The 14,519-nt window shown below is 33.7% G+C and carries 14 protein-coding genes; 10 read left to right on the forward strand and 4 right to left on the reverse strand.

What is annotated here, in order from left to right; all coding sequences use genetic code 11:
• Positions 1-37: 37 nt before the first annotated feature.
• The gene (locus tag QO263_RS11225; RefSeq protein ID WP_285621303.1) at positions 38-2,998 is read right to left on the reverse strand and encodes a penicillin-binding protein 1A; all 2,961 of its coding nucleotides are present in this window, start codon (positions 2,996-2,998) and stop codon (positions 38-40) included.
• A 330-nt stretch (positions 2,999-3,328) separates the two neighbouring features.
• Here QO263_RS11225 and yunB point away from each other — a divergent pair, with 330 nt between their 5' ends.
• Together yunB and hflX are read left to right on the forward strand one after the other, a co-directional pair.
• Positions 3,329-3,979, forward strand: a complete 651-nt coding sequence (gene yunB / locus QO263_RS11230; protein ID WP_285621305.1) for a sporulation protein YunB — start codon at positions 3,329-3,331, stop codon at positions 3,977-3,979.
• 94 nt (positions 3,980-4,073) lie between these two features.
• Positions 4,074-5,369 carry a GTPase HflX gene (gene hflX / locus QO263_RS11235; RefSeq protein WP_285621307.1) on the forward strand — a complete coding sequence of 432 codons (1,296 nt, stop codon included), beginning with the start codon at positions 4,074-4,076 and terminating at the stop codon, positions 5,367-5,369.
• Here hflX and QO263_RS11240 read toward each other — a convergent pair.
• A complete protein-coding gene (locus QO263_RS11240) occupies positions 5,366-5,821 on the reverse strand; it encodes a DUF3189 family protein (RefSeq protein ID WP_285621310.1) in 456 nt (151 codons plus the stop codon). The genes hflX and QO263_RS11240 overlap by 4 nt on opposite strands.
• A gap of 179 nt (positions 5,822-6,000) precedes the next feature.
• On the opposite strand from QO263_RS11240, the gene QO263_RS11245 reads away from it, so the two are divergent.
• The 3 genes from QO263_RS11245 (at position 6,001) to QO263_RS11255 (ending at position 7,759) form a co-directional block, all read left to right on the forward strand.
• Complete coding sequence (locus tag QO263_RS11245; RefSeq protein ID WP_285621313.1) at positions 6,001-6,435, forward strand: NUDIX hydrolase; 435 nt, start codon at positions 6,001-6,003, stop codon at positions 6,433-6,435.
• Between the two features lie 76 nt (positions 6,436-6,511).
• The gene (locus QO263_RS11250; protein WP_285621317.1) at positions 6,512-7,159 is read left to right on the forward strand and encodes a YigZ family protein; all 648 of its coding nucleotides are present in this window, start codon (positions 6,512-6,514) and stop codon (positions 7,157-7,159) included.
• 204 nt (positions 7,160-7,363) lie between these two features.
• Positions 7,364-7,759 carry a CoA-binding protein gene (locus QO263_RS11255; RefSeq protein WP_285621320.1) on the forward strand — a complete coding sequence of 132 codons (396 nt, stop codon included), beginning with the start codon at positions 7,364-7,366 and terminating at the stop codon, positions 7,757-7,759.
• Between the two features lie 19 nt (positions 7,760-7,778).
• Here QO263_RS11255 and QO263_RS11260 read toward each other — a convergent pair whose 3' ends face one another.
• Both QO263_RS11260 and QO263_RS11265 read right to left on the reverse strand, forming a co-directional pair.
• Positions 7,779-8,132: a sulfite exporter TauE/SafE family protein gene (locus QO263_RS11260; protein WP_285621323.1), complete on the reverse strand. Its 354-nt coding sequence runs from the start codon at positions 8,130-8,132 to the stop codon at positions 7,779-7,781.
• A complete protein-coding gene (locus QO263_RS11265) occupies positions 8,129-8,494 on the reverse strand; it encodes a sulfite exporter TauE/SafE family protein (RefSeq protein WP_285621326.1) in 366 nt (121 codons plus the stop codon). The genes QO263_RS11260 and QO263_RS11265 overlap by 4 nt, the downstream gene beginning before the upstream one ends.
• Positions 8,495-8,649: 155 nt before the next feature.
• On the opposite strand from QO263_RS11265, the gene cysK reads away from it, so the two are divergent.
• From cysK to QO263_RS11290, 5 genes are all read left to right on the forward strand, one after another.
• Complete coding sequence (gene cysK / locus QO263_RS11270; protein ID WP_285621328.1) at positions 8,650-9,567, forward strand: cysteine synthase A; 918 nt, start codon at positions 8,650-8,652, stop codon at positions 9,565-9,567.
• A gap of 61 nt (positions 9,568-9,628) precedes the next feature.
• Positions 9,629-10,351 (forward strand): NAD(+) synthase, encoded by a 723-nt coding sequence (gene nadE / locus QO263_RS11275; RefSeq protein ID WP_285621330.1) that lies wholly within the window; start codon positions 9,629-9,631, stop codon positions 10,349-10,351.
• 272 nt (positions 10,352-10,623) lie between these two features.
• Positions 10,624-11,757 carry a DUF3798 domain-containing protein gene (locus tag QO263_RS11280; RefSeq protein WP_285621332.1) on the forward strand — a complete coding sequence of 378 codons (1,134 nt, stop codon included), beginning with the start codon at positions 10,624-10,626 and terminating at the stop codon, positions 11,755-11,757.
• Between the two features lie 106 nt (positions 11,758-11,863).
• On the forward strand, positions 11,864-13,477 hold the full coding sequence (locus QO263_RS11285) for a sugar ABC transporter ATP-binding protein (protein ID WP_285621334.1): 1,614 nt from the start codon (positions 11,864-11,866) through the stop codon (positions 13,475-13,477).
• Between the two features lies 1 nt (position 13,478).
• The gene (locus QO263_RS11290; protein ID WP_285621337.1) at positions 13,479-14,519 is read left to right on the forward strand and encodes an ABC transporter permease subunit; all 1,041 of its coding nucleotides are present in this window, start codon (positions 13,479-13,481) and stop codon (positions 14,517-14,519) included.

The raw sequence follows: 14,519 nt of genomic DNA on the forward strand, positions 1-14,519 counted from the left end.
CCATTAAAATGATCTCTAGCTTTTATATTATTTATTCTTAATTATTGTTAGAATCTGAGTTAGTGTTTTCATTTTGGTTATTCTCGTTGTTCTCATTGTTGTTGTTATTGTTAAACCAGTAATCAAACCAATCAAACCATTCATCATCATTATTACCATTATTATCATCATTATTTGCAAAGTGAATGTCACATTCTTCAGTAGGCACAGTGTATTGGTAATCCTTTGGCACTAGTCCATTATGTTCTTCAGGGTTATAAGCTGGATTACGCTTAATAAATACTTTGTTTTCAATTAATTCTGGAGGACAATTTTCTGAAGCTAGCTTTCCTGTACTTGTATCTATTGCAACTTCTACGTGAATATCACATTCTTCTGTAGGCTCCGTTCCCTTTACAAACATCTCAGTTCTTGTGGTATTTCCTCTTGGATCACGAGAGCATATTTCGGTTGCAAGCTTACCAGATATTTTACAAATCTGTTTAGTCACGATATTCTCTTCAAGTTTAGGGAAGTTTTTAGCTTCATATCCTTCATGAATACTTGTCATAATATACGACCAAAAATCAGCTGCTAGTGTACTACCTTTTGACATTGTAATTTTGGGAGAATCATTTCCTATCCAGACTCCAGCAACATAATAAGGAGTATATCCTGTAAACCATACATCAGCTTGATCTTGAGTAGTACCTGTTTTTCCAGCTACTGGTATTTGCATTTTGTTTCTAAGCTTTGCTTTTCCAGCTATACCATTTGATACAGTAGTTCTTAAGATATCTGACATGATATAAGAAGCTTCAGGGGATGCTACTTTTGTTTTCTGAGGTTTATTCTCCAAGATGACATTATCATATCTATCTAACACTTTAGTATATGCTATAGGCTCTATAGCTAGACCATTATTAGCAATAGCTCCATAAGCAGAGGTTATCTCTAATGGAGTGAGTCCCCTAGTCATCCCACCTAAACCTAAAGCAGATAAGTTTTCATCATTAGTTGCTTTATTTTCTTGTCTAGTTATGATACTATCCTTTCCATCTTCTTTTATTATACCAAGCTTCGCCAGATATTCTTTAGATAAATCAATACCAATATTACTTAACGTCTTAACAGCGTTTACGTTAACAGATTGCTCTACAGATTCCCTTAGTGTCATTAGACCACGATAACCCGTATACCAGTTTCTAGGCCATAGTTTTCCATTATTATCATAAAAAGGTATATCATCAATAGAACTTGCAGCAGTAAACCCATTATCAAGCGCAGGTAGATAGACTGCAATAGGTTTTATTGCAGAACCTGGTTGACGCTGAGAAAGTGCTCTATTAAAAAGCCTGCTACCTTCAATATCTCTTCCACCAACTAAAGCTTTTATTTCACCTGTATTGTAATCCATTACAACTGTTGCTGATTGAGGCTGAACAACTCCAGTCTTATCATTATTTTGAAAATATTTAGGATCTATTAATAGCGTGCCATCAGCAGTTATTTTATAGAAATCCTTATTGTCATTTAGATAAGAACTTTTAATAATAAGTTCTTTCTTGTCACTAACATCATAGTTATCCATTGCAAGTGCCAAAGAGCCTACAACATGTTTAACAAGGTTTTTTCTTTCATCTATCGTATAATAATCTTCAATGTCAATAGTTTTTGGATAAATGTTCAGTTTTCTGTTTTTAATAATCAGATTTCCATCATCAGTTGCATTATAGGTTCCAGCTTCGATGATCAAATTTCCACTTTCATCAAATAGATTTGATTCTTTATAAAGAACTATTTTTTTATCATCCCCAATAATATTTTGATTCTTATCAACAGACCAGTCAACAAGAATAGGGGCTTTAATTTTATCTAAATTTCCACCAACTAGGATTTCTCCAAAGTTCTCATATGCCTTTTCGACTTTTTGCTGCATATCTAAGTTCATAGTAGAATAAATTTTTAAACCACCTGTGTAAAGCTCTTTTTCTGCTTCTTCCTTTGTATATCCAGCCTTTTCCATTAAATCGTTTAAGACCTGTGTTTTCACATAGTCTGAGAAGTAAGAAGTGATCCCCATTAGCTCCCTCTTACCTGGCTTAATGGCACTTCTAATATCTTCATTCATAGCCTCTTCATATTCTTCCTTACTAATATGCGTAATATCTGTAAGTTCCAACATTTTACCTAAAATTACTTTTTGCCTATTGATAGGTTCAGGATTAAATATAGCAGTATATCTAGTTCCTAAGATATCCACTTGCCCAACTACATCGTCATCTTCATCTACATCATCAGGTAAGTAAAGCTTATAAGGGGGTAGGCTATTAGGATTTTTAGTAATCCCTGCTATCAATGCACATTCAGCTAAGGTAAGCTCGCCTACATCCTTTGAAAAATATGTTTGTGCAGCCTCCTGCACACCATATGCACCTTGCCCTAAGTAGATTCTATTAAGATAGGCTTCTAATATTTGATCCTTTGTAAGCTGCTTTTCAATCTGAATTGCTAAATAGGCTTCCTTAATCTTACGCTCTAAACTTTTTTCAGTTGTCAAATATAGGTTTCTAGCCAATTGCTGAGTTATAGTACTTGCACCCCTAGCTGCAGATCCGGCCTTAATATCATCTATTAGGGCACCTATTATTCCTCTAAAGTCAACGCCTATGTGGTCATAAAACCTTTCATCTTCTATTGAAATAAATGCATTTTGAAGATTTTTAGGTATTTTATCTAAGGTTACTGAAGTTCTATTTTGTTCCGTAAGCAGTTTTTCTATTACATTACCTTTTTCATCAAGTATATAGGAGCTCTGATGTAGAAAATCGTCAATACTTGTGGGATCAATTTTAGGTGCAGTCTTAATAACTGCTAGTACATAGCCTCCAACTATTCCAGTTGTAATGAATCCAGCCATTAAAACGAATACTATAATAAGTCTAAAAGCACTTAGTTTTTTCTTTCCATTATTTTTTTTCTTTTTTCTATTATCTTTACTTGAATTATCCTGTGTCATAACTAACCTCCTTAAATATATAGGTGATAGAAGAGCCATGAACCTATATCATAGAAATTATACCACAATACTGGCAGTTTGTTAATAATATTAGTCAAATGTTGAACGTACGTTCTGGAAAATTAATAAATTTGTCATAAATAAGTCAGAGAAATTTTATATTTATGAAATTTAGTAATATAGTAGGAGTATACCATAATTTGGTGAATTTCATTCATTGATAATATGACTAGAGTAAAAATAAAAAAGTTCCACTGTATTAAATACAACATTAAATAATTAGTTTAAACATTTCAAAAAAAATACATATATTATAGAAGGGGTGTTTTTTTGAGAAGAAGAAGTAAAAAGAAAAAAGTATTTATTATTGTCGTCATTATTTTGGTTTTATCAATATACGGGTTTATATGGATAGATAGAAATGTAAAACCTACTCTACTTGCAGTATCTGAGGTTCAAGCTAGAAAAATAGCTACACAAGCAATAAATGAAGCAGTTAAGAATAAAATAAAGGATGATATTAAATATAAAGATCTCATATTCGTTAATTTTGATAAAGAAGGTAAGGTCACTATGATGCAGGCAAATACTATTATGATGAATAGTATAGCTTCAGATGTAGCATTAGAGGTTCAAGATAATATTAGAAATGTTGCTACTAAACAGGTTAAGATACCTATTGGCAATGCACTTAACTCAAACTTAATCACTGGCCCTTATATCAATTTAACTATAGTACCTCAAGGTACGGTTACAGTAGATTTTACTACAGAATTTGTTGAATCTGGAATTAATCAGACTATACATAAGGTATATCTAGTTATAATTACAGAAGTAAGAGTAATAGTTCCTTTAGCTTCAGATGTTATAAGAATAGTTACTAATATACCAGTAGCAGAGACAATCATAGTAGGAGATGTGCCTGAGAGCTATGTCTTTATACCAGAAAGAGACATTCCAAATATAATAGATGTAGAATAAGATGTAGAATATGATAAACCTTGAATCATATCGCTATTATTGTGTATAATTAAGATTACTAAATGAGTAAAAAATGCTCTTATGGGGTGAAAAAATGTACGATATTCAAAATACTGATAAACAAGAAAAAGTACTTATTGTTGGGGTGAATTTAGATAAGAAAACTGATATTGATATTGAGAGTTCTATGAATGAATTAAAGGAGTTAGTTTATGCAGCAGGAGGAACAGTAATAAGTGATGTGGTTCAAAATAAGGATAGAATTGATTCGGCGTATTTTATTGGAAAAGGAAAGGCTGAGGAAATTGCCTTATGCTGTGAAGAATTAGATATTGATACAGTAGTATTCAACAATGAGCTTACAGGAGCTCAAATTCGAAATCTTGAAGGAGTATTAAACAAAAAAATAATAGATAGAACAAGCTTAATATTAGACATATTCGCTAAAAGAGCCACGAGTAAGGAAGGGAGGCTTCAGGTTGAACTTGCTCAACTTAAGTATATGCTGCCTAGACTAATTGGTTTAGGGAATCAACTGTCTAGGACTGGCGGAGGTATTGGAACTAGAGGACCAGGAGAGCAAAAGCTTGAGACTGACAGAAGGCATATTTCTCGCCGTATAGCCGATATTGAAAAAGAGCTGAAGGAACTGGAGGGTGTAAGAAGAATAAAAAGAAAGAAAAGGCAGGATTCTGAGATACCTATAGTTGCTTTAGTAGGCTATACTAATGCAGGAAAATCTACTTTATTGAATAGTCTTATTAAACTTGATGAAGAATATAGCGAAGAAAAGGAAGTATTTGTTAAAGACATGCTGTTTGCTACATTGGATACTACCCTAAGGAAAAGTGTGCTTCCAAATGGTCAAGGATTTCTAATAACTGACACTGTTGGTTTTGTAAGTCAGCTTCCTACAAAGCTAATTGAGGCTTTTAAAGGAACACTAGAAGAAGTACAATATGCTGATTTACTTTTACATGTAGTAGATATGACTAATCAGGATTTAGATATCCAGATAAAAACTACACTTAGTATATTGAAGGATTTAGAGGTTTTGGATAAACCTATGATTACGGTTTTTAATAAAGCAGATGCTGCAGAAAATGAAGTGATTCTTCATATCTCAGGGCCGATGATTAAATTATCTGCTAAAACGGGATACAATATAGATATTTTACTTCAAATGATACAAGACAATTTACCTCAAAAATTTTACAAAGTAGAATTATTGGTACCTTACTCTGATGGCAGCTTGTCTACTTATTTATTTGATAACACTAAGGTTGCCAGCTTTGAATATAAAGAAAAAGGAACCCTAATCACTACAGTGTTAGATTCCATTGAATATGAAAAATATAAAAGTTTTATTATCAATAATGAAGATGATTAATTAATCATCTTCTTAGCATTGTTTACTAATTGAGCAATCTTGTCATAGGCTTTTGCGGTGCCATAGGCAGCTATCGGTCTTCCAAAGGCTACTAAATGTAGCCTTCTGGAAGAAAAACCACCAATTTTCATTAGCCAATTTACGGGGCTCATAGTACTTACAAGGAGTAAATCACTTAATTGTCCTCCTCCTAACTGATATGCATCTTCAATTGCAGGTAATACTAAATGAGGGGCAAATTGTCTACTTAATGTAAATACCTTATTTCCGTTTTCATCTAATCCTCTTAGTAATATTTTGCCTTGTTCTTGTTTAGATAATGTGTCAAAGAAAGAGATACCTAGTATGTCTTCCTTTGTTGGTTTTCTGTCATCAGGAAGTAAACCTAAATGTATGGCAGCAGCTAATACTGATGAATGAGAGCCTCCTACACAGTGATATATAATGTTCATAAAGTCACCCCAATTTAAGTTGTCAGAAATATTTTTCCCAAAGCTGTATTAATTATGAATATAATGAATAGATTTAAGTTATATTAATATTGAGGAAATATAAAATTTTCTGAAAAGTATTGAAATTATTTAGAACTTGTTGTATTATTAATATAATAAGAAGAGGGGAGGCGTTTGCCATGATTTTTAGAAGTTGCGCAGGCGGTGTAGTTTTTCATGAGGATAAGGTTTTCATTATGCAAAACGATAAAAATGAATGGGTTCTACCAAAAGGTAAAATTCGTGATGGTTTCTTAGCTTCTGAGACAGCGATGGAGCGTGTCAGAGAGGAAGCAGGGCTTGATGTGGAGATTATATCTACAGCCGGAGAAACTAGTTACGAATTTTATTCTTTTTCTAGGCAACAACCAGTATGCAATGAAATAACATGGTTCATCATGGATTCTAAAGACACTAATTATGTAGTGAATAAAGATTATGGAATATTAGATGCAGGATTTTATAGTATTGAAGAAGCTATTGACATGATAACATATAGTCAAGATAAGTCTTTAGTAAGCCTTTCTTATAGGAAATTCTTAAAGCTGAAGGAAAAAGAAGCCATTTTGGTATAAGGGTAGTTTATCTACCCTTTATTTTTTTTGCTCAATAATGATATAATCTAACTATGAATTGGAGGAGATATATAAAATGCTTATGAAGTACAGAACAATACATAGTTTTGGAAGTGATGAGATAATAATAACTAAGTCAAGATTTATTGGCTATGCAAAGCCTATTTCAAGCGAAGAAGAAGCTATAGATTTTATACAGGAAATAAAATCAAGACATAGAGATGCTACGCACAATGTTTATGCATATGTATATGGAGAAAACAACAATATACAAAGATATAGCGACGATGGCGAGCCTAGTGGAACGGCTGGTATCCCTGTATTAGAGGTAATAAAAAAAGAAGATTTAAGAAATGTAGCTGTAGTAGTTACAAGATATTTTGGAGGAACAAAGCTTGGAGCAGGGGGATTAGTGAGAGCCTATACAAAGGGGGCTAAAATAGGTCTTGAGGCAGGTCTTATAGTTGATAAGGTATTATTTAAGAAGATAAAGGTAAGGATTGACTATACTCTTTATGGGAAAGTAGAAAATGAATTATTAAGATTTGAATACATTATTAGTGACGTAATCTATGACGATGCGGTAAACATAATAGTATTATGCGAAACTGAAAACGTTAATAATTTAATTAATTTTCTTACGGAATTGACAAGTTCTAGGATGGCTTGTGAAGAGCTTGAAGAGGAATATTATTCTGTGAAGGATAACAATATTGTAAAGTAAATTAACTTGATGTGCCAGTTAATATAGATTGTATTTAGTCGAGGCTTAAAGAGTTTATTAGCAAAGCAAGTTCAGCTCGGAACAAGCTTACAAATTCTAAGCATCATAGCATAGTATTTGTTATTAGCTAGCCAGATGAGATTGGCGTTATGAAGTTAAGTTTAATCTTTATTGGGTATATATCAAAAAATAGGAGGGGATTATGTGGAGAATCGTGAAAGACTAAAAAGAGAAATGCTCGATAAAAAAGTATGGGCAGTAGTTGGAGCCACTGCCAAAAAAGATAAATTTGGATATAAGGTATGGAGAAAACTAGTGCAGCATGGGTACGAGGTTTATCCAGTAAATCAAAATTATGAAGATATTCATGGACAAAAATGCTATAAATCATTAGAAGAGCTTCCTAAGAAACCAGATGTCATAAATTTTATAATACCTTCTGCTGCTATTCTTGATATGCTTCCTAGGGCTAAGAAATTGGGAGTAGATTATTTATGGTGCCAGCCAGGTGCAGCAAACGGAGAGGTGGTACTAGAAGCAGAGAGCTTAGGCTTTAATATTGCATATAATGTGTGTGTTCTAGTCGAATTAGGTGAGTAATGGTCTCCATACAAGGGGACTATTTTTTTTTCTTTCCAAAGGTTTCATATGCTCCCATAATAAATAGAAAGGCTGCAAATACCTTTCTTAAGAAAGAAGGAGTCATTTTTACTGCAATAGATGAGCCAATAAATGCTCCTATTAATCCTGTAAATATTATTGGTGCGGCAGTGCTTAGATCAATATTCTTTTTTCTAGAATGAGTTATTAGGGCAACAGTAGCAATAGGTATAAATACAGCGAGATTGATCCCTTGTGCTTGATGCTGATTTAGATTTGAAAATATTATTAACCCTGGAATTAAAATTGTTCCTCCGCCTATTCCCATGCCACTTATTATTCCTGACAAAAAACCTATTAAGAACAATTTCATATCATAACCATCCTTATAGCTGCTATTATCATAAAAATCCCAAATACCTTTCTGAGAATATTACTTGGCACTTTTGTTAGATTTCTCGCACCGATATAACTACCTATAATTCCTCCTAAAGTTACTATTGCTGCAATCTTTAAATTTAGTACACCATGCCTAAAATATAAAAAAGAACTAATAAGAGATAGTGGGAATATAATACTAATAGCTGTAGCATGGGCCTTATGCTGATCTAAGCCGAGCATAAGAACTAAGGCTGGTACAGCGATTGTTCCACCACCAGAACCAAAAAGCCCGTTTACTAATCCTATTATAAGGCCAATTAATAATAATTTTATTTTGCTTTTTTTATTGTCCATAAAATCACCTAGAATAAAATTATATATTAAATCAAATCTTAATATATAAATAATACTTTTCCTAAAAAAGTTCATACTTATTCACTTGACAGAAATTAATTTAAATTATATACTTAAAAACACATAGGAATACTAGGAATTAAGGAGGAATAAATATGAAGGTTGTCAATAGTATTGTAGAGCTAATTGGAGAGACACCGGTGGTTAAACTAAATAGGATAACTGATGATAACTGTGCTGATGTACTTGTAAAGCTTGAGTACTTTAACCCAGGCAGCAGTGTAAAGGACAGAATTGCTTTAAATATGATAGAAAAAGCTGAAGTAGAAGGTAAATTAAAGTCAGATTCCATTATAATTGAACCAACAAGTGGCAACACAGGAATTGGATTAGCCATGGTAGGTGCTTCAAAGGGGTATAAGGTTGTATTAGTAATGCCTGATACTATGACTGTGGAAAGAAGAAACCTGCTAAAAGCCTACGGCGCTGAACTTGTTTTAACTCCAGGAGAAAAAGGGATGAAAGGTGCAATAGAGAAAGCACAGGAAATGGTTAAAGAAAATGATAAATATTTTATACCTCAGCAATTTGAAAATCCGCATAATCCTGCAAAACATTTGGAAACTACAGGAATTGAGATTTTAAAGCAAGTGGATGGAATAATTGATGCTTTTGTTGCAGGTGTTGGTACAGGAGGAACAATAACAGGCGTAGGAAAAGTATTAAAGGAAAAATTAGAAAATGTAAAGATAATTGCAGTTGAACCTGATAATTCACCGGTTTTATCAGGAGGAAGCCCTAGTCCCCACAAGATTCAAGGTATAGGGGCTGGTTTCATACCTGAAATCCTTGACATAAAGATAATAGATGAGATAGAGAGAGTAAAAGATGAGGATGCAATAGCAATGACTAAAAGATTAGCAAGGGAGGAAGGATTGCTTTTAGGGATATCTTCAGGTGCAGCCATATTTGCTGCTGTTAAAAAGGCTAGAGAATTAGGAAAAGGTAAAAGAGTAGTTGTAATAGCTCCAGACAGTGGAGAAAGATATCTTAGCACAGGTATCTTCGAATAATATTTGCTTAGTTTACTAAAATATGCTATATTGTTTTTATCAATAATCTGGAGGTAAACATATGAGCAATATACAAAATCTATGCGATGATATTGTCAGATGGATAAGGGATAGAGTAGAAGAATCAGGATCAAAGGGTTTAGTTTTCGGACTTAGTGGAGGAATTGATTCAGCTGTTGTGGCAGCGTTAGCGAAAAAAGCATTCCCAGATGGCGCTTTAGGTATTATCATGCCCTGTCATAGCAATCCTGAAGATGAGGAGCATGCAAGGCTCATTGCCGATGCTCTAAACCTGGAAACAAAAAAAGTTGACTTAAGCAGTATATATGATCTGTTTTTAAGTAAATTGGAGAAAACTGATAATATTTTAGCTTTATCTAATATTAAACCTAGATTCAGAATGACTACACTTTATTATTATGCACAGGTAAAAAGATATTTAGTGGCCGGAACAAGTAATAAAAGTGAGTATACAGTTGGATATTTTACTAAGCATGGCGATAGTGGTGTTGATATATTGCCAATAGTTGACCTTTTAAAGGAAGAAGTATTTGAATTAGCTAGATATTTAAACATTCCTGATATAGTTATTAACAAACCACCAACTGCTGGATTATGGGAAAATCAAACTGATGAAAACGAAATGGGATTTAGTTATAAAGAATTGGATGGTTATATTAAAACTGGAGAAGCCAGCGACAATATAAAAGATAGAATTGAAACAATGTATAAAAGAAGTGAACATAAAAGAAGATTTCCTCTTATGTATACTAGGAAAGAGTAAAGATAATTATCTTTACTCTATTTTTTTGCCGAGAATAAAATTCAGAATATACATAATATTTAGGAAATAGTCAAAGAAATATTCTGGCCATATCAAAATATTTATAATATTTTATCTTATGTGTAAAGCACAACTATTATATTTTAAAAATTAGATATTATAACATTCACGGTTTATGCATAAATATATACAAGCAAGTATAAAAGGAGGTGCTGTGCTAAAACAAAATTAGCTACTCGTGGATACTATTAGTTTTGAAAGGGGGATTTTGAATGTTTAAAAGGGTTATTGTATTTTTACTGGTAGCAGTTATGATTTTGAGCATGATAGCTTGTGGAGATCAAGCTACAACTGGGAAAGGCGGAAAATGGAAGATTGGAATTATGACCAATACAGTATCGCAAAATGAAGAAGAGTATAGAGCAGCTCAAAATGTTCTCGCTAAATATGGCGCAGAACACATAATTCATATGACTTATCCAGATAAGTTTATGGATGAGCAAGAAACTACCATAGCTAACGCAGTTAGTATGGCATCTGATCCAGATCTTAAAGCCTTGCTCTTTGTGCAGGCAGTACCTGGAACTGCCGCAGCAATTGACAAAGTTAGAGAGATCAATCCGGGTTTATTAATAATAGCAGGTGTACCTGGAGAAGATCCAAAAATGATAGCAGAAAAGGCTGATGTAGTATTCCAAGCTGATGATTTATCAATGGGTTCAACTATACCTGAGCAAGCTAAAAAACAAGGAGCAAAAGTATTTGTACATTATTCCTTCCCAAGACATATGTCTTATCCGCTTCTTGCAGCAAGAAGAGATCTTATGAAGCAAAAGTGTGAAGAAATAGGCTTGCAGTTTGTAGATGCTACAGCACCAGATCCAACAGGTGATATGGGAACACCAGGGGCTCAGCAGTTTATTTTAGCAGACGTACCAAGTATGGTAGAGAAATATGGTAAGGATACCGCTTTCTTCAGTACAAACTGTTCAATGCAGGTTCCATTGATAAAAGCTTCTTTAGATGAAGGTGCTATATATCCACAGCCATGCTGTCCTTCGCCATATCACGGATTCCCTTCAGCTTTAGGAATAGAAATTCCGGAGGATAAAAAAGGTGATATCGACTATGTAGTAAGTGAAATCAAAAAAGAAATAGCTAACAAAGGTGGAGCAGGAAGGTTCTCTACTTGGCCAGTACCTGTGGCCATGATGTTCATTGAAGCTGGAGCAGAGTATGCAATAGACTATATTGAGGGTAATACTACGGGAAAGATGGACCTTGCCAAGTTACAAGAAGCATTTGAGGAATATGCAAAGGTTTCTATAACAACTATGCCGCTAGAAGAAAATGGAGTTAAATATGACAACTACCAATTAGTTTTGCTTGATTTCTTGAATTTCTAATCAATGTATATTGCTTAAATAATTATGCTTAGTTCATTAGGAAATGTAAGGTTGCCTATATTGGTGGCCTTACATTTTTAACAAAATTTTAGGAAGGTGATGTCAGATGGGAGAAAAGTACACATTGCAGATGAAAAATATACATAAGGAATTCTATGGAAATAAAGTTATAAGGAATGTTGATCTATCTGTAAAACCTGGTGAAATACATGCTTTGTTAGGAGAAAATGGTGCTGGTAAATCAACTTTGATGAATATATTATTCGGTATGCCTATAATACATTCATCTGGTGGATTTACAGGAGAAGTTTTTTTCGATGGAGAAAAGGCAGATATAAAGTCACCTAGGAAAGCAATGGAATATGGTATTGGAATGGTACATCAAGAATTTATGCTCATTCCTGGGTTTACTCTAACAGAAAATATTAAGCTGAATAGAGAGAATACAAAACACAATTTCATAAGTGGATTATTTGGAAAGCCAGAAAGTAGGTTAAAAACCTTAGATTATAAAACTATGAATAATGATTCCAGAAAGGCACTTAATACTCTTGGCATGAATATTGAAGAATGGGTTAAGGTAGCAGGATTACCAATTGGATATATGCAATTTATTGAAATAGCAAGAGAAATAGATAAAAGAAATATTAAATTTTTAGTATTTGATGAGCCTACTGCGGTTCTAACAGAAAGTGAAGCAGATAACTTGATTGAAGCTATGAAAAGGCTTGCTGATTCGGGAATAGCTATATTGTTTATAACCCATAGGCTAGATGAGGTAATGCAAGCAGCAGACAGTGTTACTATATTAAGAGATGGTGAAGTTGTTGCAACAAGGAAAAAGGAAGAAACTAATACAATTGAACTCGCCGAACTGATGGTAGGAAGAAAGATACTGTTATCTCGCAAATCTGAAGAGGAGTTCGATTTAGAAAGTAAGGAAACCCTAGTATCTATTAGGAATCTTAGAGTCGATATGCCTGGTGAACAAGTTAAAGGTGTTGATTTAGAAGTGAAAAAAGGCGAAATTTTAGGCATTGGAGGCTTAGCAGGACAAGGGAAGATTGGGATTTCAAATGGAATTATGGGACTTTATCAGTCTACAGGAGAAGTTTATGTGAAAGGAAGACCATTCAAACTTAACGACATAACAGAAGCTCTAAATAGAGGATTAGCGTTCTTATCAGAAGATAGAAGAGGCGTAGGACTTCTTTTAGAGTCTTCAATTGAAAATAATATTGTTATAACAAGTATGCAAGTAAGGGGAAATTTTTTGAGAAAGCTTGGGTTGTTTACACAAAGGAATGATAAAGCTATTAGAAATCATGCTTTAAAGATGATAAAGGAATTAGATATTCGCTGTACAGGACCTCAACAATTGGTTGGAAAGCTAAGCGGCGGTAATCAGCAAAAAGTGTGTATAGCTAGAGCATTGACACTTGAGCCAGAAATACTGCTAGTATCAGAGCCAACAAGAGGAATTGATATAGGAGCTAAAAAGCTTGTACTAGACTTATTGGTAAAATTAAATGCTGAGTTGGGAATGACTATAATAATAACATCTAGCGAGCTTGCTGAACTACGTGGTATTTGCCATAGGATTGCAATTATCTCAGAAGGTAAGGTAGAAGGAATTCTTAAACCAACTGACAGTGATGCTGATTATGGTCTCATGATGGCAGGAGAGTATCACAAGCTGCATAAGAAGGAGGCTTTATAGTATGACTGAAACAATAAAAAGATTTACCAATAAATTTGGTCTGCCAAGAATAATCATTAGCCTGTTTTTCATATTATTGCTAGTTACTGCTGTGATAATTGACTTGTCCTTTAGCACATTAATGTCTGATATATTAAAAAGATTTGGAATGTATGGAGTAATGGTACTTGCCATGGTTCCTTCAATTCAATCTGGTACAGGACCTAACTTTGCTTTACCTATTGGGATTATTTGCGGATTAGTAGGCAGTCTTTTAGCTATAGAGTTGGGATTTACGGGTGGCATTTCATTTCTTGTTTCAATACTACTTTCGCTGCCTTTCTCAATTATTATTGGATGGATATACGGGCTGCTGCTTAATAGAATTAAAGGTTCAGAGATGTTAGTGGCAACATATATGGGCTTTTCTATAGTATCCTTTATGAGCATACTATGGATATTGTTGCCTTTTAAACACCCAGAAATGGTTTGGCCCATTGGTCGTGGTTTAAGAGTAACTATTGCTTTGGACTCCACATTTGGAGAAATATTAAATAAATTTTGGGAATTTGAAATCAAAGGTATTAAAGTTCCTACAGGATTATTAATGTTTTTCTTTATATCTTGTTTAGTGGTTTTTCTATTTACTAGGAGTAAATCAGGAATTGCAATGAAAGCTGCAGGGGATAATCCTAAATTCGCTATTTCGTCAGGTATAAACGTTGATAAAAAAAGGATATTAGGTACTATTCTTTCCACAGTTCTTGGAGGAATGGGAATAATTGTCTATTCACAAAGCTATGGATTTATTCAATTATATGAAGGCCCATTAATGATGGCTTTTACAGCAGTAGCTGCTATATTAATTGGTGGTGCCTCAGCTAAAAAGGCAAAGATCTATCATGTAATACTGGGAACATTCTTATTCCAAGGGCTTTTGGCTATATCACTTCCAGTTGCCAATCAGATTATCACTACAGGGAATCTATCGGAGGTTTTAAGGGCTATTGTACAAAATGGAATAATCTTATATGCACTTACCAAGGTAGGAGGTGAAGAGTAA

Origin of the sequence: Proteiniborus sp. MB09-C3 (assembly GCF_030263895.1) — a bacterium.
Classification (GTDB): domain Bacteria; phylum Bacillota; class Clostridia; order Tissierellales; family Proteiniboraceae; genus Proteiniborus.